The organism is Robiginitalea rubriflava (assembly GCF_052540725.1).
This window is the reverse complement of record NZ_CP199309.1, coordinates 2061027-2083891: the sequence shown is the minus strand read 5'-3', so window position 1 is coordinate 2083891 and position 22865 is coordinate 2061027. Positions and strand designations below refer to the sequence as shown.

Here is a 22865-nt window from a genome sequence, read left to right as displayed (position 1 = left end):
AATAACTCTATAAATAGGTTTTTATTTCCTGAAGGTGATGAATTATAGGGCAATATTCGTGAAGGGGTTCGTTATGCACGTTAAAATGCAGCGCCTGCAACCCGGCCTTGCGGGAACCAATAATGTCTGCTTCCAGGCTGTCTCCTATCATCAGGGCCCTTTGTGCCGGAACCTCGGCTACTTCCAGGGCCATTTCAAATATTTTCGGATCTGGTTTTTTAACCCCCGCCCTTTCGGAATCAATCACCTCAATAAAGTAAGGTGTTAACCGGCTGTTTTCCAGCTTTCGGTGCTGCACCTCGCGAAAACCGTTTGTTATGATATGCAATCTGTATTTTCCCTTCAGGTATTCCAGGATTTCAATACTGTGGGGGATCAGATGGGTTTTAGAAGATAAATGCCGGATATACTCATCTGCCAGCAGAAGTATCTGCGTATCCGATATAGTATAATTTAGGCGGTCAAATACGGTTTTCAGCCGTTCGTACCGGAGGCGTTCCTTGTGTATCCGGCCTTCCCGGAACATTTTCCAGTACTGCAGATTCAGCGGGATGTAGACTTCAAGGAAATCGGGCAGCGCTACGCTCACCTGCTGCTCCCTGAATATTTGCTCATAGGTTAGAGCTGAATTCCTTTCAAAATCCCAGAGTGTATGATCCAGGTCAAAGAAAATGTCGGTTATGGGATGTTCAAGCATGATACTTTTTCAGAAGGGATTCGTAGAGTTCCAGCCAGTTGATCTTTTGCCTGCCCCCCAGCAATTCGTTGGAGAATACCGCAATAAACCGACCGTTGACCTTTTTAATTTCCAGGTAGAGCTTGTCGAGGTCTTCCCATAATTCTTCGGTTGAATCATATCGAAGCAGGGCGTAATCGTGCATTGCAAATGGGAAGATACGGATGGGCTGGGCAGACTCCATGGCGATGTCGTAAAAGAAAAACGGGGTGCAGGTTCCTGCCCGAAATCCAATTTCATGGGTGTACCCCATGGTGTAATCTTCAGTGAACTCTGCCTCTATCAGATGTCTGTAACTGTGGGGGATATCTACCCGGTTGTATCTTAAACGGGCGTACTTAACGGGTCGGTTCAGCACATTCGACAATCGTTTTTTCTCCTCTTTCAACACCTCGAGTTTCTCCGAAGCGGTGTAGGACGCTGCCAGGGATACGATGCTATAATCGGCTACGGATTTTATAAGGTACCTGAAATGATTGTTGTTCGTTGATACATTCTTATCATAGGTAGAATATTCGGCAAACTGAAAAAAGAACATGGCCTTTACCGGATACTTCTTATGCAGGGATATCAGGAAATCATAATTATTGTAAGGGTCACGGGATGGGTTAAACCATACCCTGATCCGTTCCCAGACCCTTTTTAGACGGAATTTCGACAGGTCCAGCATCATCCCTCCAAAGCTGCGCAGCACTCCCCTCCGGGCGTAGCAGTGCGAGGTGGTTACATCAATAATGGGGGTAAAGGAATAGGCTCCCGGGGCAGCTTCCAGATCCGGGAAACGCTGCTGCAACAATCCGAGCATCTTATAAGCCCAAAGGTCTACAATGGGCATTTTGAGAAAGTTGTGCTGGAAGGCCAGGCTCTCCCGGGGCGAAAATCTCCCGTGAATATCCTTAACGTGTGGAAGGTACTCCTCATACCGGCTAATCAGGAAAAAAGCAGCTGCGAATATATCAAAGGGAAGGTTACTCCGCTCATTTGTCCTGAAGTAGCAGGGCAGCTCATCCCATGTCTCAACCTGAATGGCCAGCTCGTCTATTCCCTGCTTAAAAAGCAATTCGTGGCTTCTGATGAAAAACTCGTTTTGCAGCGGCTGCCGTGTGTATGTAATCTTGGGGCCCTTATGCCTTATAAAATCCTCCACCGTACTGCTGTAACTGATCTCAATCCCCAGTATATGCACGAAAAGATGCCGGGTCACATATGTAAACCTTGGGGTAATCTCGTGGGTGTAAATCAGTAGCACTTGCGTTACCTTAAATGAGTTGATGATCTGCAAAGCTATAATATTCCGCCTCGCTAATCACTAAATGATCCAAAACCTTGAGGTCCATCAGGGCTGCCGCTTTGATTATCTTCTTGGTAATCTGAATATCAGCCTTGCTGGGCGCGGTTTTCCCCGATGGATGGTTATGCGCTAAAATAATACCTACAGCCCCCACCTCCAATGCATTCTTTAAAATTAATCGAACATCCACCAGTGTTGCTGTAAGCCCCCCCTTGCTTAATTGAAAGCGATGCATTACCCTGTTGGCGTTATTCAGGTACAAGATCCAGAATTCTTCATGCGACAGATCTGATAGAACTGGCTTCAGTTCTTCATAGGCATCCCGGCTCCCGCAAATGGTATTGCGCTGTTGAGCAGGTTCACGTGAGAGCCGCCTTGCAAATTCAACCAGCGCCAGGATACAGGCAGCCCTCGCCTGCCCTACTCCCTTTATCTGCATCAAGCGGGGGGCCGTTAGTTTTTCAAGGCCTTTAAAACCGTTCCGACTGCTCAGGAGGATTTGCCGGGCCAGGTCTATGGCATTGGCTTCCCTGGTACCGCTCCCCATGATAACGGCCAGCAACTCCGCATCGGAAAGGGAATTCCTGCCTTCCCTTAGCAGTCTCTCGCGCGGTCGCTCTGCGGCATCCCAATGACATATTGGGTTATATTTCATTTCTTTTTTCATGGGGAAAATAGAAACGATTTTTAATGAAATTCAACAGCAGCCTCCACTATTTATTGTAATTTTATAGAAACAGGTTATCGTGAAATCATTGCTGGAAACGGACGGGTACGAAGACATTAAGAGTCGCCTGAAAAAACTTCAACCCGAAAAGAAACCCCTTTGGGGAAAGATGGATGCGGCCCAGATGGTATGGCACTGCCAGATCCCGCTGCAAGTGGGTATAAAGAATAAGCTGCCAAAAAAGAAAGGCAACCTCCTGATGCGGCTGTTTTTCAAAAAAAGCCTATACAACGATAAGCCCTGGAGGAAAAACCTTCCCACCATTCCCAGCGCAAGAGCGACAGAATCAAAAGATTTTAATCAGGAGTACGGGAAGTTACTGGAACTTGTAGATACTTTTCACCACCTAAAATCTAGGGAAAGCTGGAATCCGCATCCGATGTTTGGCAGCCTTACTTCCGAACAATGGGGAAAGCTGGAGTACAAACACCTGGACCACCATCTGCGGCAATTCGATCTTTAAGTGGCAGAGCCCTTTAAAGTAGCGGTAGATCAGGGCAATTTATCCGCCAGGGCTTTCATGTCCAGCCCCCCATAATTTCCGCTACTCATAAAAAGGAGCACCGAATCTGCAAAGTCTTTCCCAAAAAGAAAAGTTTCCAGTTCCGGGCCGGAAGTGAAAATTTTTAAGCCCCTGTTTGAAAAAGCGCTTTTTATATCATCCGGAAGTACAGCAGGCAAACCTTTGATCTCCAAAGATTCCGGGACATAAAAGACAAGTGCCTCGTCCGCCGCATCAAGGCTTCCCCTGTACTCCTTTAAAAATGTGTGGTTCAGGCTGCTGTAGGTATGCAGTTCCAGACATGCGATGAGCTTTTTATCCGGAAATTGTTCCCTCACGGCACGCGTCGTTGCAGCTACCTTTGAAGGGGAATGCGCGAAATCCTTAAATGCAATACTGCTGTTCCCCTGCCCCAGCACTTCCAGTCTTTTGGACGCCCCTTTAAAAGAGGCAATAGCTTCATAAAATTCCAGTTCGTCCACCCCCATTTGCTGACAGATCCATTTGGCCCCTGCCAGGTTACTGAGGTTGTGTTTTCCAAAAATTTGCAACGGGAGCGGGCCTTCAGGGGTTTCCAGATAGGTTTTCCCGTCTTTTAAGGAGTATTGCGGGGTCTTGTAGGGGAATTTTCGGACCGCTGCCTGCAAAGATTCTACCATATCCCGCACTTCTGCATCCTCTTCATTATAGGTAATACTGCCCCCGGGCACAATAGCCTGCAGGAATCCCTCAAACTGCTCCCTGTAATTTTCAAATGTCGGGAATACATTAATGTGGTCCCAGGCAATTCCGCTAAGCAATGCAATATTGGGTTTATAGAGGTGGAATTTAGGCCTTGGATCAATTGGGGAGGAGAGGTATTCATCCCCTTCCAGCAGTATAAAATCATTTTCAGCTGTAAGATGCACCATGCGGTCGAACCCCTGTAATTGGGCCCCTACCATATAATCTACTTCCTTGTCCCAGTACTTCAGGACGTGCAATATCATGGAGGTTATCGTGGTTTTCCCATGGCTTCCCCCTATTACCACCCTTGTTTTGTGCTCCGATTGTTGGTATAAAAACTCCGGGTAAGAGAATACGGGCAATTCCAGTTCCTTTGCTTTCAACAATTCCGGGTTATCCGGTTTGGCGTGCATCCCCAGGATAATTGCATCCAACTCAGGAACAATTTTTTCAGGATACCAGCCAAAGGCCTCAGGGAGTAATCCCGCTTTTTGCAAACGGCTTTTGGAGGGTTCAAAAATAACGTCATCGCTTCCGCTTACCTGGTAACCCTTATCGTGCAATGCCAGAGCGAGGTTGTGCATGGTGCTTCCGCCTATGGCTATAAAATGTATGCGCATCTGAAATAAAACTTGACCGCAAAGATAATCATTGCCTCCTGCTTTCAGGTACAGCATTTATGACAGATTCACGCACTGCATTATTTCCCTTTAATACCTTACTTTTATTTCGATTAAACAAAAACTATAGATGGACTATTCAATAGCGCAAATTCCTGAAAGGGAAATTATCCCCGGATTCAGGGGTAAATTGATTCACGGCAGCGAAATGAGCCTGGTTTTCTGGGAGGTTGAAAAAGGTGCTGAAGTACCCGAACACCAGCACAAAAACGAACAGATCATGCACGTAATGGAAGGGCGTTTTGAGTTTACCTTATCCGGAAAATCGAAGGTTTACCAAAGTGGCGACCTTGTCCTGATCCCGCCTTTTGAACCCCATAGTGGAAAGGCACTTACGGCTTGCCGGATAATGGATGTTTTCAGCCCGGTACGAGAAGAATACAAATAAAAATACCCTCTCTAATGCAGATTTCACTAGATAACAAACATGCCCTGATCGGGGGAAGCAGCAGGGGAATCGGAAGGGCCATCGCATGTCAGTTGGCAGAAAGCGGGGCAGAAGTAACCGTTGTTGCCAGGAGTAAGGAGCAATTGGCGGCTCTTACCAATGAACTGGAAAACAAAACAGGGCGGAAGCACCACTTTCTGGCGCTGGATTATGCGGACCACAGCGGCTATGCAAAAGCTATTTCTGCTTACATTGAAAAGCGGCCCGTGGATATTCTGGTGAACAACACCCAGGGACCCGCGCCTGGAACAGGACTCGAAAAAGGGGTAGGAGATTATCAGGAGGCTTTTGACATTCTTTTTAAATCAGTAGTACACACCACCCTGGCTGCCCTCCCCATGATGCAAAAAAAAGGCTGGGGCCGGATAATCAATGTTGCATCAGTATCTGTAAAAGAGCCCCTGGGATACCTGGCCCTTTCAAATACAATCCGCGCTGCGGTTGTAAGTTGGGCCAAAACCCTGGCTGCCGATGTGGGCCCCTACGGAATAACCGTAAACTCAATCCTGACCGGTTACTTCGATACGGAACGCCTGCAGCAACTCAATGAGAAAAAAGCACAACAGATGGGGGTTGCTCCGGAAGAAGTGGTCTCCCGCATGGAACAGTTGGTTCCTTTACGCAGGCTGGGCCGGGCCGAAGAATACGGTTACCTGGTGGCATTTCTGGCCTCTGAGGCAGCGTCCTACCTCAGCGGAACAGCCATCCCTCTGGACGGAGGACTACTCCGCTCCTACTAGTCCACTGCATTTTGGAAGAAAATGATTAATTTAGGTATTGTAAACTCCTAAAAACCTGACCGATGAATTCAAAAGTATTTTTGGTGGTCCGCATCCTGCTGGGCCTTTTTGTCCTTGTATTCGGGCTGAATAAATTTTTCAGCTTTATCCCAATGGAAGCCCCCACAGGGGATGCCGGGGCCTACTTTGGGGCACTGGCAAGCACCAACACCCTCACCCTGGTTGCCCTGGTGGAAATTGTGGCGGGTCTCTCCCTGATTGTTAACAAATTCGGGGCGCTGATGAGCCTCATTCTGATGAGTGTGTCTATCAATGCCGTCCTCTTTCATGCCAACCTGGATCCTGGAGGGATTGCAGGTGCTATTGTTTTGTTAGTCCTGAACCTTATTGTCCTGTACGGGTATAGGGAAAGTTATAAGCCCTTGCTAAAGGGGTAAAGAACAATCAAGATGCCGCTTCCGCGGCATTTTTTTTATAAACTGAGGCGATCCCTGAAGGCGGAAGACTGTCTTCTGGAAACGGCTACTTCCGTTTGGTCCTTCAAACGCAATTTCAGTGTGCCATTAAACCAGGGAATCACTTCTTCTATATAGTTTACGTTTACTATTTGCTGCCGGTTTACACGGAAAAACACCGATTCCGGCAGCTTCTCTTCCACCTGGTTGAGAGATTTGTAAAGCAGGGGCTTCTGATCATCAAACCACACACGGGTATAATTGCCCACTATTTCAAACAATCGGATCTGCCCGATCCGCACCAGCCAGCATTGCTCGCCATCTTTGATAAAGATCTGACTGCTTTCGGTAAGGCTCTTTTCTGTTTTCGCTTTCTCTTTCGGGGCCTGCAGTAGTTGTTTGACTTTTTCCAGGGCAGCACCGAAACGATCCGGGTTAATGGGTTTCAGGAGATAATCCAGGGCATTGTATTCGAAAGACTTGATGGCATATTCATCGTAAGCCGTTGTAAAGATGACGATGGGGACTTCGTCCAGCATCTCCAGTAATTCAAAACCATCCTTTTCGGGCATGTTGATATCCAGGAACAAAAGATCCGGCTGTAATTCACCAATCATTTCAAAGGCACTGTCTGCATTTTCGGCCTCCCCAAGGACACTGATTTCCGGATAGGCCCTGATCAACTCGAGCAGTTCCTTGCGCGCCAGGCGTGAATCCTCTACAATAAGTGCCCTTATCTCCATTATTTTGGAATGTTTATCACTGCAACAACTTCCCCTTCCCGCTCATCAATCTTAAAATCTGCAGTATTCCCGAAAAGCAGTTTAAGCCGCTGCCGGATATTTTTTAGTCCCAGCTGCGTTGAACCGTTTGAAATCTTCAGGCTGCCGGTATTGCGCACTTCAATCCGCAGTGAATCGCTTAATTCATCGATATTAAGGGTGATGGTCCCCCCGGCCTTTAAGGTGGAGATTCCATGTTTTACGGCATTTTCCACCAGCAACTGCACAATCATGGGAGGAATTTGCCTGTCCAAAGTAGTTTGCTCAACCAGTTTGTTAAATTTCAGGCGGTCCTCCAGCTGAATTTTAGAAAGTTCTATATAATTATCGACCATTTCCAATTCTTCCCTGAGCGAAATGGCGTTTACGTTATTCATGCTGAGGGAGTAGCGAAGCATCTCCGAAAGTTTAGTGAGCATCTCCCGGGCTTTGGCAACGTCTTCCAGCATGAGCCCGCGTATATTGTTCAGGCTATTGAACATAAAATGCGGATTGATCTGTCCTTTAAGGGTGTTGAGTTGGGCCTGTTTCAGGCTGGCATTCAGTTCCAGCCGTTCCATCCGGTCTCTGTTGATCTTTAAAAGCAGCTTGATGACCAGATAACAAATGACCCATCCAGAAATGAGAAAAAGGGAATTGATTACAAGGAGCCAGGGGCTTTCAAAGGTTTTCAGGATTTCCACGTCCAGTTCGTTTAGTGCAGGACCGAATTTCACATATATATAGCCCAGGGCCAGGTTTAGCATACCAAAGATAGCTGAGGTAATTAATGTAGCTAATCCTATGCGTAGGACTTCCTTTAATCCAAAGTCATCATAATGAATCCTGGCCCGCAGATAATAGCGCAAAAGGGAAGTCGTGCCCACCCCGATAAGCGTACCGGTAACAACAGAAAAGATGATAAAGGCATTGGAAAGTTTCCCCAGGAAAAGTACGGAAAGAAGATTAATGGACCCCCAGCCCAGTAGCTGCAAACCCCAGAAAATACGGTTTCGATTCTTTTCTGTTATTTCCATTGGCTGCAAAAGTAAGTCTTTGACACCTTTTATATGTATGCCAGCCATAAGAACATCCTTCCGTAGAGATAAACAAGAAGGAGTGTAACAGATACCAATAAAACTTTCCTCAGGCCCCAACCGGGTTCAAGGGATATCTGTAAGATATTTTGAATAAGCCTCATTGAATTGTATGTTTTTACTATTCTCATATAAAACGTTTTATTAATTGAAGATAGTATACAAGCCCTGACCAACCAGATAACCTAAAACCGCTGAGATAGCTAAAACCCCCAGGGTAATTAAAACAAATCTCAATTGTAATTTTTGCATGATTATCTATTTAATGCTAAGCAGTTAATTCTAAAACAGCACAGTTAAAACCAGTGCGACTACAAATTTTATGATTACTAACATAATTTTCTATTTTAATGGTTCTGTTGATTGTATACCCCAAAAATACTGAGACAATTAGTCGATAAAAAGGTTTTTATGACCAATGGTCATATAGGCTTACTGAACGGTAGCGTAAGCCGGCCGAAATAAAAAAGGGAGCCCTCCGGCTCCCTTTTAAAGACTGTTGTCAGTTGAATTAACCCTTAATCGGGGTCGGTATTTCCTGCTGGCCCAGGTGTTTGGAGAAAAAGCCCATCATTGCTTTATACAGCTCTATGCGGTTCTCTTCTTTCCCAAAACCGTGGCCTTCATCGTATTTCACCATATAGGGAACATCTACTCCTTTAGCCCTGAGTGCCTGTACAATCTGATCCGATTCGTCAATATTGACCCTGGGATCGTTTGCCCCCTGCACTACAAAAAGCGGCTTTTCAATTTTATCTATCTGATATACCGGGGAGACTTCCTCCATAATGGCTTTTTCCTCAGGGATATCTTCATCATACCAGATCTCTTTGATGATCTTCAAATATGGTTTCCAGTAGGGCGGGATGGTCTTCATAAAGGTAAAAAGGTTGGAAACCCCAACGTAATCCACTCCACAGGCATACAGGTCCGGAGTTTTGGTAAGCCCCCTGAGCACCGCATATCCGCCATGACTTCCGCCGTAAATAGCAGCCTTATCCTTGTTTACCCAGCCCTCTTCAATCACATATTGAAGGCCATCTTCAACGTCATCCATGGCTTTGCGACCAATTTGCTTGAACCCGGATTCCAGGAATTCCTTTCCATAACCTCCGGATATACGAAAGTTGACCTGCAGGGTTGCATAGCCCCTGCTGGCGAATAATTGCGCTTCAGGATTGAAGCCCCAGGAATCCCGGATTCCCTGCGGACCCCCATGGGGGTTTACAATTACGGGAACTTTTTGTCCCTGCAAAGCGGCTTTGGGAAGCGTAATATATCCATGCAAGGTAAGCCCATCCCTACTCTTAAAAGTGATCGGGCGCATTTCGGCCATATCTTCCTCTTTCAGCTGTGGCATCAGGTTATAGAGTTCACTGATCTGGTCTGTTGCCACATCGTAGGAATAATAAGCGCCATACAATCGATCGCTCTGAACGAAAACCAGCAATCGGTCTTCCTCGTCGGTGGCATCCGCGATACTGTATTGTTTTCCCTTAAAAGCAGCACTGAGGCGTTTGTGCAGCTTTTTATACGTATCGCTTACAGGTACAATTTCATTTTTTTCTCCTTCATAGGTAAAGTAATCCAGTTCCCAGTTCCGCTTACGGGATGTCCCCATCCCGGAAACATCGTATTTCTTATTTGAGAACAGGGAGCGTATCTGTTCATTTTTCTTCAGGTCATACAGGATAATTTCAGCCTTGTCAGAATCCAGATTGGAAATCACATAGGCATCGTGCGGATAGTCCGTGGCATAATTAAATTCCAGGATGGCAAATGCATCTTTCCAGTTCAGGCTCTTTAATAACTTAAAAGCGTCAGAATCGGAGGCATAATAGATATCCTGTTCTACCCCGTCCCGAATCTTGGTGTAGCTTCTAAGCACCCCGTCCTTGTCAAAATTATATCCGGCAATAGGGTTAGCAGGGTCTTCGTTTGCAAAGAGCTGCTCAATGGCACCAGTATTGACGTTAACCCTGTAAGGTTCAAACACCTGCGGGTTGTTTTTATTAAGCGATATAATAATATGGTCCTTATCTTCCTTAACCAGCTCAAGTATACTGGCCTGTACGCCGTCAAAGGGTGTGAGATCTTTCAGGCCGGAACCATCAATATCTACAGCGTAGATGTGATAATTCTCATCGCCCCCATTGTCCATGGCATAGACAAGACGACTGTTATTTACCCAGCCGTAGCCACGAACCAGTTCCTCTTTTTCCTCAATAGCCCGGGTAACCTGCCCGCTACTGACTTCTTTTACCATTACATGCCTTTTCCCCTCAGCATCCTTTTCCCGGTATGAGAGGTATTTCCCGTCAGGGGAAAAACGAAAGGTTGAGGCTTTTGGCCTGGCAAAGTAGTCTTCAACCGAGTAACGGTAATCTCCGGTATCTTCTGCCATTAGTTTTTGCAGATCTTCCTCGGAACTCACAAGTTCCGGATTGCCCGGGATGCTTATCTCCGTTTTTTTGAGTTCCAGGGGCAGTTCCATACCGGCCTGATAAAAGGTTCCATTAAGTGTGCCCTCAGACACCATGCCTACATACTTAATCCCTGCGGCCCGCATTTCCAGGGTAAGCTGACCCGCTTCAAAGGCTACATTATCCATGGGGATTCCGGTTGCTCCCTGTGATGGGCTGTCCATTGTTGCAGTATAGCTGTCTGCCTCCTTAGTCAGATGGAAGACCAGTGGCAATTCCGTTCCCTGTACGTTAAGATTGCCTTTCCAGGCCCCGCTAAGGTCCTGGGCTATAAGGCTGGCTCCGGTAAAGAAAGTTACCGCCGCACAAAGAAAGAAAACATAGATTCGATTTTTGATTTTCATGTCTTTGTTGATTTTAGATTTATTGATTGTATATATATCAGTGTTGGAAACAAACAAATTGTTACAACCTGATAAGAACTAAAATAAGGATACAGTCCAATGTGACAATCCGAATTATGATAAGCGGTAAATCTGCGGCCTGAACGGTATTATTAGCTTTTTAAGGTATCAATTCCCGGGTGGAAAAGCAGAAAAAACTTTTTGGGAAATGTCATTGAAACGGGCCACACGGGCCTCTGGCTCGAGCGTATCGTCAATTTTTACACTACAGAAAGCCTGCCATATTAAAGCATCGCGCTGGCGGTCCAGCAAATCAAAAGTGATTTGATATTGCAGTGCGGGTCCTGAGACGGGAACCCCGATGGAAATTCCTCCTCCAACATTGCGTCCGCCGCCCCCCATGCCTATTCCTATATTGCTGGAAGGCGGGGACTCAACCAGGACACTGCTGATATTGATCAAAAAATCGGGCTCTTCCGAAAACTTAAAACCCTTCGAATTCAAGGCCTGGTTTGTAGCCTCAAGAAGCCGGCGCTCATCCAGTTCGCCAAGCCCGGAGTTCAGTTCCGGGTAAAAGCCAAAAGTGTTGTACCCCTCAAAGGAGATTTGCGGGTCGTAGTCGTAATTCACCCGAATACCCGCACAACCCGTAATCAGTAATAAAATCGTAATGGCGCAGAGCCGCTTCACAATAATTCTTTTATTAAAAATACGGATAAAGGAGAGGTTTTAAAAAAGTAGGGGCACTTATTCGTTTAACAGCTTCCATAGCTGATCCTTGAGCCGTTCAATACCCAGCCCCGAAACGGAAGAAATGAACATAAACGGAATGTCTGTTAGTTCCTCTTTAAGCAAAGTGTCCATCTCGGAAATCAATTCCTCGTCAAGCATATCGCATTTTGAAATTGCCAGCAAACGACGTTTATCGAGCAATTCGGGGTTGTACTTACGCAGTTCTTCCAGCAGTATGTTATATTCAGCGGAAATATCTGCAGAATCGGCCGGGACAAGGAATAAAAGGGTGGCATTGCGCTCTATATGCCTCAGAAAATAATGGCCCAGTCCCTTGCCCTCAGATGCCCCTTCAATTATTCCCGGGATATCTGCGATTACGAAACTTTGAAAATCCCTGTATTGAACGATCCCAAGATTGGGCTTCAGGGTGGTGAATTCATAATCGGCTATCTTGGGCTTTGCTGCCGTTAAGACGGATAAAAGGGTAGATTTTCCAGCGTTGGGAAAGCCTACCAGGCCCACGTCTGCCAAAACCTTCAGTTCCAGGATAATGTCTTTTTCCGCTCCCGTTATCCCGGGCTGTGCGTAACGGGGGGTCTGGTTGGTGGCAGATTTAAAATGCCAGTTGCCCCTGCCGCCCATTCCTCCCTGAACCAGGATTTCTTCCTGCCCGTCCTCGGTAATTTCACAGATGGTCTCTCCTGTAACGGTGTCCTTGGCAACCGTCCCCAGTGGGACTTCCAGATATACGTCTTCTCCGTCGGCTCCGGTACTGCGCTGTTTGCCGCCATGCTCCCCATGGCCGGCTTTAAAATGCCTTTTAAATTTGAAGTTCAGCAAGGTCCACAGGTTTTTGTTGCCCTTAAGGATCACATGCCCGCCGCGACCGCCGTCTCCTCCGTCAGGCCCGCCCTTGGCAACATATTTTTCCCGGCGTAAATGCGCAGAGCCCTTGCCCCCGTTTCCCGAACTGAGATGGACCTTAACATAGTCGACAAAATTTCCTTCTGTCATGGGTTAAAATTTTGGGCTTTGGATAATTCCGGAATATGCCTCAGAGTTGATCGATTACCGCGGACAGCCTTCGGGTAATTTCCTGTATCTCCCCAATACCATTTACACTGTGAAATTTACCCTGCTGCTGGTAGTATGCTTTCAGCGGGGCTGTTTTGGCATTGTATTCCTCAAAGCGGTTCCTTATTTTACCGGCATCCTGATCGTCTGCCCTTCCTGACACTTTTCCCCTTTCCAGCAAACGCTCAATCAGGACTTCGTCATCAGCCTCAAGTGCAATGGTTGCATCTATAGACATTTCCTTACTCTCCAGAAAATTGTCGAGCGCTTCTGCCTGAGCCGTGGTTCTTGGAAAGCCGTCAAAAATAAAACCGGAAGCCTCAGTTGCCTTTTCAACCTCGTCCTGCAGCATCCGTATGGTTACCTCATCCGGTACCAGATCGCCTTTATCCATGTAGGATTGAGCCAGCTTGCCCAATTCAGTTCCATTTTTGATGTTGTAACGAAACACATCCCCTGTGGAAATGTGCTTTAAGCCATAACGCTCCTTCAGAAAGGCAGCCTGGGTTCCTTTTCCGGCCCCAGGTTTTCCGAATAAGACTAAATTTATCATGGGTTGTTTCTTAAGTTGATATACGTTACGCAGGTTTCTGCCCTGTTCCCTGTAATCCAGACCATATCCTACAATAAATTTATCCGGGATTTCGATTCCGAAATAATCAATGGGGTACTCTCCATTATAAATCTCCGATTTGTAAAAAAGGGAGGCAATCTTAAAGTCTTTTACGTTCTTGTTGGCGAACATATGTACCAGTTCCTGTAGCGTCCTTCCGGTATCTACAATGTCTTCCAGGATAATCACATGCCGGCCTTCAACCTGCTCAGGCAGGTCCAGCAGGGTTTCTACTATCCCCGTTGAGGTGAGCCCCCGGTAGGAACTGAGCTTTACAAAAGATACCTCACAAGGATAAGGATAGCACTTGAGAAAGTCTGAGGCAAACATAAAGGCACCGTTCAGTACGCCAACGAAAATGGGAACTTCATCTTTATAATCCCTGGCGATATCATCTGCGATTTTTTGCACGGCCAGTAATATCTCCTTTTCAGAAAGGAAAGCCGTGAATTTTTTGCCGTGAAGGGTTACTGAATCTTTCATCCTCGCTCAAAACGCGAATATAGTGTTTTGATTTCTCTTTTTGAGCCGGCTTCCTGAGCTTTCTAAGAATTAAGCGTATTTTTGTCTGACCTGAGAAATAACACCAAAAAAAGAAAAGGACAGACAGCCATATGAGTTTTTTTTCGTCAGATTTTACGCTTGGAATACTCGGAGGAGGACAGCTGGGTAAAATGTTGTTGTACGAAACCCGTAAATGGGATATACAGACAAAGGTTATTGATCCTTCCCCTGCTGCTCCGGCCAGGCTGGCGGCCAATCGTTTTGAAACCGGGGATCTGATGGATTACGAGACGGTAATGGAATTTGGAAGGGATGTGGACCTTTTAACTATAGAAATTGAGAATGTAAATGTCCAGGCCCTGGAAGATTTGGCAGAGCAGGGCAAAAAGGTTTACCCATCGGCCAGGAGCCTTCGCATTATTCAGAACAAAGCCAGCCAGAAATTGTTCTACATAGACCATGGCATCCCTACAGCAGATTTCAGTCGCTTTGCTTATACCAGTGAGATCAGGGACAGCCTGGCCAACGGCGGGTTGTCTATGCCATTGGTTTGGAAAAGCGCCCAGTTCGGATACGATGGGCAGGGTGTGAAAGTTGTACGGACCCTGGATGACCTAAAAGGCCTGCCCAATGTGGAATGTATTGCCGAAACCCTGATCCCTTTTAAAAGGGAACTAGCGGTAATTGTTGCCCGAAGCGCGAATGGGGAAGTAAAGTCCTATCCGGTGGTTGAAATGGAATTTCACCCGGAAGCCAATCAGGTGGAGTATGTGCTTTGTCCTGCACGTATCCCGGATACTATTGCCCAAAAAGCAAGGGCTGTTGCCCTGAAAGTTTCAGATGAGCTCAAACACGTTGGCTTGCTTGCTGTGGAGCTTTTTCAAACACAGGATGATCAGATACTGGTTAACGAAGTGGCCCCAAGGCCCCACAACAGCGGCCATTATTCCATTGAAGGAAGTTATACCAACCAGTTCGAACAGCATCTGCGGGCCGTACTTGGCCTGCCCCTTGGGGAAACGGATAGCAAAGTTGCTGCAGTGATGGTAAACCTTGTGGGAGAAGAAGGATATAAGGGCGATGTAGAGTATGAAAACATTGATAAAATATTGGGACTAAAGGGAGTCACTCCCCATATTTATGGAAAAAGGGAGACCCGTCCTTTTCGCAAAATGGGCCATGTAACCATTGTGGATCCCTCCATTGAGGAGGCGCGAAAAACAGCCGCCTTGGTTAAAGAGCAGATTAAAGTAATTTCTAACACCCTGATTAATGAGTAAAGTAGCAATAATCATGGGAAGCACCAGTGACCTTCCCGTTATGCAGGAAGCCATTGACATCCTCAATACATTGGAAATCCAGACAGAAGTGGATATTGTCTCTGCCCACCGCACCCCGGAAAAGCTGGCGGACTTTGGACAAAATGCCCATAAAAGGGGGATTTCTGTAATCATTGCAGGCGCTGGTGGCGCCGCCCACCTCCCCGGAATGGTTGCCTCTTATTCCCCATTACCCGTAATAGGTGTGCCGGTCAAAAGCAGTAACTCCATAGACGGCTGGGATTCTGTACTTTCCATTTTGCAGATGCCCGGAGGAGTGCCTGTAGCAACTGTGGCCCTTAATGGGGCCAAAAATGCCGGCATCCTTGCGGCGCAAATCCTCGGAAGCGCAGACGATGAAATTCTGAATCGTATCCTGAAATACAAAGAATCCCTGAAAGACAAGGTGGAAAAAGGAGCCACTGAAGTACGCAACAAGTACAACCGTTAATACAGGGAAATCCAAAACAATCGATAACTTAAAAATTTTTCTGATCCATGAAGAATCCTTTGCTGGATGCATTCGACCTGAGCCCATTTTCCGCAATAAAAACCAGTGATTTCAAACCAGCTTTTGAGGCTGCCATTGAAACGGCCCGGCTGGAAATTGACGCAATCACCCAAAATCCGGAAGCACCTGCCTTTGAAAATACCGTTGCAGCCCTGGATTATTCGGGGTACCAACTGGATAGGATCAGCAGTATTTTCTACAATTTGAATTCGGCTGAAACCAATCCGGAAATCCAGGCCCTGGCACAGGAAATCTCCCCTATGCTATCGGAATTCAGCAATGACATCACGCTGAACCAGGAACTTTTCCAGCGTGTAAAGGCTGTTTATGACCAGAGAGCCAGCCTGGAGCTAAATCCGGAAGAACAGATGCTCCTGGATAAAAAATACAGGCATTTCCAGCGGAACGGGGCCCTTCTGGGAGAAGATGACAAAGCGGAATTGCGAAAGATAGATGCAGAACTCTCCAAACTGAAATTGACATTTGGCGAACACGTCCTGGAGGAAACCAATCGATTTGAATTACTACTTGAGGATGCAAAGGAGCTGGAAGGATTGCCCGAAGCCATCAGGGAGCAAGCAGCCGCACTGGCCAAGGAGCGCAATAAAAAGGGATGGGTATTTACCCTGGACTATCCCAGCTATATTCCTTTTATGAAATATTCCGCCAGGCGGGAACTCCGCAAAAAAATGGCGCTGGCCTTTGGCAGCAAAGGGTTTCATGGAGACCAGCTCGATAACCGGGAAATTGTATTGAAAATAGCCGGCCTTCGCCACCGGCGGGCAAAGCTGCTCGGTTTTGAAAGTCATGCCCACTTTGTGTTGGCGGAGCGCATGGCCAAATCCCCGGAAACGGTCCAGGATTTCCTTAAAGAGTTGCTGGAAAAAGCGCTGCCTGCCGCCAAGCGCGATTTGGCGGAACTTAAGGAATTTGCAGAGGAAACCGATGGCATATCCGAATTACAAAAATGGGACAACGCCTATTATTCAGAAAAATTAAAGCAGCAAAAGCACGCCCTCGATGACGAAATCTTGAAACCCTACTTTCCTCTGGAAAGTGTTTTGGAAGGTGTTTTTACGGTTGCCGGGAAACTGTTCGGGCTTCGCTTTCAGGAGGCCCGGGAAGTAGACAAATACCATAAAGAGGTTCGTGTTTTCAGGGTATTTGACCAGGAGAACAACTTTATTTCCCTTTTTTATGCAGATTTTCACCCCCGTCCGGGTAAGCGGGGCGGTGCCTGGATGACCTCATACAAACCCCAATTTTGCAGGAATGGAGCGGAAGAGCGGCCACATATCTCCATTGTGTGCAATTTTAGCAGGCCTAATGGGAATACCCCTTCCCTGCTCACCTTTAATGAGGTAACCACCTTATTTCACGAGTTTGGCCATGCTTTGCACGGCATGCTGGCCAATACAACCTATCCCGGTCTTTCGGGGACTTCCGTATACTGGGATTTTGTGGAACTTCCCAGTCAGATAATGGAAAATTGGTGTTACGAACCCGATGCCCTGAAACTCTTTGCCAAGCACTACCAATCCGGGGAGCTCATTCCCGATGCCCTGGTGGAAAAAATAAAAGCCAGTGCCAATTTCCAGGAAGGAATGGCCACGGTCCGGCAAATCAGTTTTGGGCTGCTGGATATGGCCTGGCATGGGTCCGACCCATCGGAGATTAGAGATGTAAAGCAATACGAACAAGCGGCATTCGGAAAAACCCAGCTTTTTCCAGACCACCCGGCTACCTGCATGAGCACGTCTTTCTCCCATATTTTCCAGGGGGGCTATTCTTCAGGCTACTACAGCTATAAATGGGCAGAGGTCCTCGATGCAGACGCCTTTGCATTGTTTAAGGAAAAAGGAATATTCAACGCTAAAATTGCATCCCTCTTCAGGGAACACATCCTGAGCCGGGGCGGAACAGAAGACCCTATGGAGTTGTACAAGCGCTTCAGGGGCAGGGAACCCGATATACAGGCATTACTGGAGAGGGCCGGCCTGCTGGAAACCCACTGAAATTTCTGAAGCGATATTAATTATTTTTTCGCAGCAGCGAAAGCTTCATAGCCTCCCGTAAGGTCGACCACCTTAAAACCCAGGGAGTCCAGGGCAGCTGCCGCACGGGCACTGCGTCCCCCTTTCTGGCAATACAGGTAGACTTTTTTGGAGGGATCCATCTCGGCCCAATGGTCTTTAAAATCAGCTGCCAGCCAATCGATATTGATGGCCCCTGGGAGATGGCCCTGTTCGAATTCCTCAGGAGTCCGGACATCCACAAGGACAGCGTTTGCTTCCATCTTATCAGAAGAGAATTCTGTTATGGGCATTTGCTTTTCGGGGGTGCATCCTGTTAAAATAAAAAGTAAGAGGAGGCAAGGAACGCTGAATGCGGATTTGATTGCTGATTTTTCCATCGCACTAATTGGTATAGGTTATCCCCCAAATTTAGGGTATTTTTGATCAATCTATATGGATAGGGATAAACCACAATTGACACCGGAAAACTGGGTAGACCGCTATGCAGACTACCTTTTTAACTATGCGGCCACGCGGATCAGTGATTCGGAAACTGCCAGGGACCTGGTACAGGAAACCTTTATTGCCGGCTTAAAGGCGGCTTCAAATTTCAAGGGAAATGCCTCTGAAAGGACCTGGCTTATTGCTATTCTGAAACGAAAGGTGATAGACCATTATCGCAAATCAAATACTGCCAAAGGCAGGGCTGAGGTAAAGATGTCTTACAGTAGTCAGACCGATTTAGAAGGAGACTGGCTGGAACAGCAGGTAGCAGACCCTGACAGCATAAGAGAAAACGACAGCCTTGAAAATGAAGAATTGGGACTGGCAATCCAAAATTGTATCTCCCAGCTACCTGAAAAACAGGCCAAAGTATTTACCCTGAAAACTATTAAGGGACTAAGCACGGAAGACATTTGTAATGAAATGGGGATAAACCCGTCTAATCTCTGGGTGATGATCCACAGGGCGCGAACAGCCTTAATGGGTTGCCTCAACCAGGATTGGTTTAAAAAATAGGCAGATGATAACATGTGAGAAAGCTGCAAATATTTGCAACAAGAGCCAATACAGGGAAGCGGGCTTTCTGGAACGAATCCAGTTGGGTTTGCATTTACTGATTTGTAAAACCTGTGCCGGGTTCTCTTCAAAAAACAAACAACTTACCAACCTCTGCAAGCAGGCCCATCTCAGGGCACTTCCCGAAAGGGAAAAGGCTGAGATGAAGCGACGTCTTTTAAGGGATCTCAAAGGCTAAGGGTCACTTATCTTAGGTATTCTATGATGTACATTGAAAGGAAAACCAGAATGGGGATACTTTCAATCCCAAAGGAGGCGTAATACCTTCTCTGTGGCAAGGAACTACCCCATAAACCGACACTGAGCAATACCAGGGCAATGGTTTTTCCATAGCCATCCAGGCTCTCCGGGTTTTCTTTTAAGAAGCCCAAACCATAAAAACAAAGGGTAAGGAAGTAGCCCACTAGCAGCGTATTACGCTCTCCTATCCGCTGGGGAATGGTTCGAAGAGAAAGGGGATCCAGCTTCATATCGCGAATTTCAAAAGGCAACATAAGGATAATGATCCAAAGGAACCGCTGCAGGGTTTCCAGCCAGAAGTCCCGTTGTCCTAATACAGCTGTTTCCCAAAGGGGAATGCAGACGCTTAGGAGGGTCCAAACCAATGATACCCAGATAACCTTTAAAATACCGAAGCTTCGCAAGTTGCGAACCCCTGGCCGAACAGGGGTGCTGTAGAATAAAACAAGGACCACGCAGCAACCCAAAAGGATCACGGTATCCAAAGGCAAATAAAAGAGCTGAATAAATGCTACCCCCAAGCTACAGAGGCTAAAAATACCAAGCAAAGCATGCCCGCCGCGAAAATCCCAGCGATGTTTCCAGGGTTCCACCCCATATTTGATGGCGTTATAACCGGCAATCCCCCCGAAGAAAACAAGTGCGTAATAAGCGGGAGCTACTGGAACATGAAAGACCATCTCAGTGACTGCTATCAGGGCAGTGAGGGCCAGTGCCGCATGAATACTCGCTTTTATATACAGCCGAAAGATTACCAGAAACCACTGCATCTTCCCAAAGGTAGACAAACTGTTTATAAGCCATGGAATTCGTTAAAAACTTTAGCATTTTCGACCCCAATTAAGGGGTGTAATTCCAAGAATAAATACCTAATTTTGCAGTCTTTAGATTCTCTAAAATTCTGCTATGATAACAGATCAATTTGCTTCCCGGCATTTGGGTATCCGGCCGGATGATTTAAACAGGATGCTGGATGTAATAGGAGTTGACAACCTGGACCAGCTTATTGAGGAAACCGTTCCCAGGGATATCTTTTTAAAGGCCCCTATGGACCTGGATCCTCCCATGTCCGAATACCAATTTCTGCAACACATCCATAAGTTAGGCCGGGAAAATGAAATGTATAAGTCCTACATAGGCCTTGGATATCACGCCTGTATCACCCCTTCTGTTATCAAGCGGAATATACTAGAAAACCCGGGATGGTACACAGCCTATACTCCCTATCAGGCAGAGATTGCTCAGGGACGCCTTGAGGCCCTGCTCAACTATCAAACCATGGTCTGTGAACTGACCGGGATGGAGCTGGCCAATGCTTCCCTTTTAGATGAAAGTACAGCCGCAGCCGAGGCAATGACCATGCTCTTCGATTTGCGAAGCAGAGAGCAGAAAAAATCAGATTGTCTGAAATTTTTTGTTTCCAGGCAGGTGCTGCCTCAGACGCTGGCATTACTACAAACCCGATCCAAACCTCTGGGTATTGAATTAATTATTGGTGCTGCAAATGACACAGTCCTGGACAAATCCTACTTTGGGGCTTTGCTGCAATATCCCGGAAAGGATGGCAGTCTGGATAACCCGGAAGCTTTTATTTTGCAGGCACATGCGCTGGATATCAAAGTTGCAGTTGCCGCAGACCTGATGAGTTTATGTCTGCTGGTTCCCCCCGGGGAGTTTGGTGCCGATGTTGTTGTGGGTACCAGCCAGCGTTTCGGGATTCCTCTGGGATACGGAGGGCCGCACGCGGCTTACTTTGCAACCCGTGAGGCATACAAACGAAATATTCCGGGCAGAATTATCGGGATGAGTAAGGATGTAGATGGGAAACCGGCCATGAGAATGGCCCTGCAAACCCGGGAACAACATATTAAAAGAGACAAGGCTACTTCAAATATCTGTACTGCCCAGGTCCTGCTGGCGGTCATGGCCGGAGCCTACGGTGTATACCACGGACCCCGGGGCCTTAAAAATATTGCAAGCCGCATTCATGCTGCTGCCCTTAGCCTTGGAAAAGGCTTAAACCAACTTGGGATATCCGTGGATAAGCAGGGATATTTTGATACGGTTTCCATCGCATTCCCTGTGGAAAAGCTTAGGCCCCTTGCAGAGGCGGCGGAGCTTAATTTTTACTATGCAGACAAAGAGCAGGTTTGTATTTCACTTAATGAAACCACCAGCCTGGAGGATATCAATCAAATCCTGGAGGTATTTGCCAGCGCTATGAAGAAATCGGCTCCGGTTCTTACTGACTGGGCTGAGGGAACAAACATCCCGGAAGCGCTTCAGCGCCAGTCCGCTTACATGGAACAGGAGGTTTTTAACCGCTACCACTCGGAAACCGAGCTGATGCGTTACCTGAAAAAGCTGGAGCGTAAAGACCTGGCGCTTAACCACTCCATGATTTCCCTGGGTTCCTGCACCATGAAGTTAAATGCGGCAACCGAAATGCTGCCCCTGAGTATGCCCGAATGGGGTAATATCCACCCCTTTGTTCCCGTAGAGCAGGCAAAAGGGTATCAGAAAATGCTCTCAAAACTGGCGGCCGACCTTACCGAAATTACGGGCTTCGCCGCAACTTCCCTGCAACCCAATTCCGGAGCACAAGGGGAATATGCGGGCCTGATGCTGATCAGGGCCTATCATGAAGCCAGGGGTGAAGGCCACCGCAATATATGTCTGATCCCTTCTTCTGCCCATGGTACCAACCCGGCATCGGCTGTTATGGCCGGGATGAAAGTGGTGGTGACGGCCACAGACGAAAAAGGGAACATCGATATGGCGGATTTAGAACAAAAGGTGATCGCCAACAGCGCAGAACTGGCTGCCCTGATGGTGACTTATCCTTCCACCCATGGGGTATTCGAATCCACCATTAAAAAAGTGACCCAGCTGATCCATGACCACGGCGGACAGGTCTACATGGACGGGGCAAACATGAATGCACAGGTTGGCCTGACCAACCCGGCAACTATTGGTGCAGATGTATGCCACCTGAACCTGCATAAGACTTTTGCCATCCCGCACGGAGGAGGTGGCCCAGGAGTGGGCCCTATATGCGTAGCCCCGCAGTTGGCACCTTTCCTTCCGGGCAACCCGCTGATCAAAACCGGAGGTGAACAAGGGATCCCTGCCATTTCCGCAGCTCCCTGGGGAAGTGCCCTGGCCTGTCTTATTTCCTATGCCTATATCAGGATGCTGGGCTCAAAAGGCCTGACACAGGCAACCCGAATTGCGATCCTCAATGCGAACTATATCAAAGAACGGCTTAAGGATTCCTACCCCATTCTATACACCGGGGAACAGGGAAGGGCAGCACATGAGATGATTATTGATTGCCGTCCGTTTAAAAAACATGGCATTGAAGTAACCGACATCGCAAAAAGATTGATAGATTACGGTTTCCATGCACCTACGGTTTCCTTCCCGGTTGCAGGCACCATGATGATAGAACCTACAGAAAGTGAAAGCCTAGAAGAGCTGGACCGCTTCTGTGACGCGCTGCTGTCTATCCATAGGGAAATTATGGAATCGGATGAACCGAACCCCTTGCTCAAGAATGCTCCACATACCATGGAAATAGTAATGAGTGATAGCTGGGATCAGCCCTATAGTCGTGAAAAGGCAGCCTTTCCGCTCCCTTATGTCATGGAAAACAAATTCTGGCCATCCGTCAGAAGAGTAGACGACGCATACGGGGACAGGAATCTGATTTGTACCTGCGCGCCCATAGAGCAGTACGCTGCAGCGGAGGATTCGTAAAAAAATAGCAGTAAGACTGCCAGGC

At 47.2% G+C, this 22865-nt stretch carries 22 protein-coding genes; 10 read left to right on the top strand and 12 right to left on the bottom strand.

Going from position 1 to position 22865, the window contains the following annotated elements; genetic code table 11:
• Positions 1–7: 7 nt before the first annotated feature.
• From ACT6NU_RS09440 to radC, 3 genes are read right to left on the bottom strand one after another with little or no spacing between them, the layout of a single operon-like run.
• Positions 8–697 carry a YjjG family noncanonical pyrimidine nucleotidase gene (locus tag ACT6NU_RS09440; RefSeq protein WP_445381425.1) on the bottom strand — a complete coding sequence of 230 codons (690 nt, stop codon included), beginning with the start codon at positions 695–697 and terminating at the stop codon, positions 8–10.
• Positions 690–1985 (bottom strand): polysaccharide deacetylase family protein, encoded by a 1296-nt coding sequence (locus ACT6NU_RS09435; protein ID WP_445381424.1) that lies wholly within the window; start codon positions 1983–1985, stop codon positions 690–692. Before ACT6NU_RS09435 ends, ACT6NU_RS09440 begins: the two co-directional genes overlap by 8 nt.
• 10 nt (positions 1986–1995) lie before the next feature.
• A complete protein-coding gene (gene radC, locus ACT6NU_RS09430) occupies positions 1996–2694 on the bottom strand; it encodes a RadC family protein (protein WP_445381423.1) in 699 nt (232 codons plus the stop codon).
• A gap of 79 nt (positions 2695–2773) precedes the next feature.
• Here radC and ACT6NU_RS09425 point away from each other — a divergent pair, with 79 nt between their 5' ends.
• Positions 2774–3217, top strand: coding sequence for a DUF1569 domain-containing protein (locus ACT6NU_RS09425; RefSeq protein WP_445381422.1), 444 nt, complete (start codon positions 2774–2776; stop codon positions 3215–3217).
• A gap of 29 nt (positions 3218–3246) precedes the next feature.
• Here ACT6NU_RS09425 and ACT6NU_RS09420 read toward each other — a convergent pair whose 3' ends face one another.
• Positions 3247–4602 (bottom strand): UDP-N-acetylmuramate--L-alanine ligase, encoded by a 1356-nt coding sequence (locus tag ACT6NU_RS09420; protein WP_445381421.1) that lies wholly within the window; start codon positions 4600–4602, stop codon positions 3247–3249.
• A gap of 130 nt (positions 4603–4732) precedes the next feature.
• On the opposite strand from ACT6NU_RS09420, the gene ACT6NU_RS09415 reads away from it, so the two are divergent.
• The 3 genes from ACT6NU_RS09415 to ACT6NU_RS09405 all read left to right on the top strand — a co-directional run bounded on the left by ACT6NU_RS09415 (position 4733) and on the right by ACT6NU_RS09405 (position 6287).
• Positions 4733–5050, top strand: a complete 318-nt coding sequence (locus ACT6NU_RS09415; RefSeq protein ID WP_445381420.1) for a cupin domain-containing protein — start codon at positions 4733–4735, stop codon at positions 5048–5050.
• 14 nt (positions 5051–5064) lie between these two features.
• Complete coding sequence (locus tag ACT6NU_RS09410; protein ID WP_445381419.1) at positions 5065–5850, top strand: SDR family oxidoreductase; 786 nt, start codon at positions 5065–5067, stop codon at positions 5848–5850.
• 62 nt (positions 5851–5912) lie between these two features.
• A complete protein-coding gene (locus tag ACT6NU_RS09405; RefSeq protein ID WP_445381418.1) occupies positions 5913–6287 on the top strand; it encodes a DoxX family membrane protein in 375 nt (124 codons plus the stop codon).
• 35 nt (positions 6288–6322) lie between these two features.
• On the opposite strand, the gene ACT6NU_RS09400 is transcribed toward ACT6NU_RS09405, so the two are convergent.
• The 6 genes from ACT6NU_RS09400 to ACT6NU_RS09375 all read right to left on the bottom strand — a co-directional run bounded on the left by ACT6NU_RS09400 (position 6323) and on the right by ACT6NU_RS09375 (position 13895).
• Complete coding sequence (locus ACT6NU_RS09400) at positions 6323–7051, bottom strand: LytR/AlgR family response regulator transcription factor (RefSeq protein ID WP_445383849.1); 729 nt, start codon at positions 7049–7051, stop codon at positions 6323–6325.
• Positions 7048–8103, bottom strand: a complete 1056-nt coding sequence (locus tag ACT6NU_RS09395) for a sensor histidine kinase (protein ID WP_445381417.1) — start codon at positions 8101–8103, stop codon at positions 7048–7050. Before ACT6NU_RS09395 ends, ACT6NU_RS09400 begins: the two co-directional genes overlap by 4 nt.
• Before the next feature lie 571 nt (positions 8104–8674).
• Positions 8675–10990 carry a S9 family peptidase gene (locus ACT6NU_RS09390; RefSeq protein WP_445381416.1) on the bottom strand — a complete coding sequence of 772 codons (2316 nt, stop codon included), beginning with the start codon at positions 10988–10990 and terminating at the stop codon, positions 8675–8677.
• A 168-nt stretch (positions 10991–11158) separates the two neighbouring features.
• Positions 11159–11680: a DUF4136 domain-containing protein gene (locus ACT6NU_RS09385; protein ID WP_445381415.1), complete on the bottom strand. Its 522-nt coding sequence runs from the start codon at positions 11678–11680 to the stop codon at positions 11159–11161.
• Positions 11681–11737: 57 nt separating this feature from the next.
• Positions 11738–12739 (bottom strand): GTPase ObgE, encoded by a 1002-nt coding sequence (gene obgE, locus ACT6NU_RS09380; protein ID WP_445381414.1) that lies wholly within the window; start codon positions 12737–12739, stop codon positions 11738–11740.
• A 40-nt stretch (positions 12740–12779) separates the two neighbouring features.
• A complete protein-coding gene (locus ACT6NU_RS09375; RefSeq protein WP_445381413.1) occupies positions 12780–13895 on the bottom strand; it encodes an adenylate kinase in 1116 nt (371 codons plus the stop codon).
• Between the two features lie 131 nt (positions 13896–14026).
• On the opposite strand from ACT6NU_RS09375, the gene ACT6NU_RS09370 reads away from it, so the two are divergent.
• Genes ACT6NU_RS09370 through ACT6NU_RS09360 form a run of 3 tightly spaced genes read left to right on the top strand, consistent with a single transcriptional unit; the run spans position 14027 to position 17761 of the window.
• Positions 14027–15196 (top strand): 5-(carboxyamino)imidazole ribonucleotide synthase, encoded by a 1170-nt coding sequence (locus ACT6NU_RS09370; protein ID WP_445381412.1) that lies wholly within the window; start codon positions 14027–14029, stop codon positions 15194–15196.
• Positions 15189–15686, top strand: a complete 498-nt coding sequence (gene purE / locus ACT6NU_RS09365) for a 5-(carboxyamino)imidazole ribonucleotide mutase (protein WP_445381411.1) — start codon at positions 15189–15191, stop codon at positions 15684–15686. Before ACT6NU_RS09370 ends, purE begins: the two co-directional genes overlap by 8 nt.
• A 47-nt stretch (positions 15687–15733) precedes the next feature.
• Positions 15734–17761 carry a M3 family metallopeptidase gene (locus ACT6NU_RS09360; RefSeq protein WP_445381410.1) on the top strand — a complete coding sequence of 676 codons (2028 nt, stop codon included), beginning with the start codon at positions 15734–15736 and terminating at the stop codon, positions 17759–17761.
• A gap of 20 nt (positions 17762–17781) precedes the next feature.
• Here ACT6NU_RS09360 and ACT6NU_RS09355 read toward each other — a convergent pair whose 3' ends face one another.
• Positions 17782–18072: a rhodanese-like domain-containing protein gene (locus ACT6NU_RS09355; protein ID WP_445381409.1), complete on the bottom strand. Its 291-nt coding sequence runs from the start codon at positions 18070–18072 to the stop codon at positions 17782–17784.
• 142 nt (positions 18073–18214) lie between these two features.
• Here ACT6NU_RS09355 and ACT6NU_RS09350 point away from each other — a divergent pair, with 142 nt between their 5' ends.
• Positions 18215–18781, top strand: a complete 567-nt coding sequence (locus tag ACT6NU_RS09350) for a sigma-70 family RNA polymerase sigma factor (protein WP_445381408.1) — start codon at positions 18215–18217, stop codon at positions 18779–18781.
• 4 nt (positions 18782–18785) lie between these two features.
• Positions 18786–19019: a hypothetical protein gene (locus ACT6NU_RS09345; protein WP_445381407.1), complete on the top strand. Its 234-nt coding sequence runs from the start codon at positions 18786–18788 to the stop codon at positions 19017–19019.
• A 7-nt stretch (positions 19020–19026) separates the two neighbouring features.
• On the opposite strand, the gene ACT6NU_RS09340 is transcribed toward ACT6NU_RS09345, so the two are convergent.
• Entirely contained in the window at positions 19027–19869 is an 843-nt protein-coding gene (locus ACT6NU_RS09340) for a hypothetical protein (protein WP_445381406.1), read from the bottom strand.
• Positions 19870–19987: 118 nt separating this feature from the next.
• Here ACT6NU_RS09340 and gcvP point away from each other — a divergent pair, with 118 nt between their 5' ends.
• On the top strand, positions 19988–22840 hold the full coding sequence (gene gcvP, locus ACT6NU_RS09335) for an aminomethyl-transferring glycine dehydrogenase (RefSeq protein ID WP_445381405.1): 2853 nt from the start codon (positions 19988–19990) through the stop codon (positions 22838–22840).
• The last annotated feature ends 25 nt before the right edge of the window (positions 22841–22865 follow it).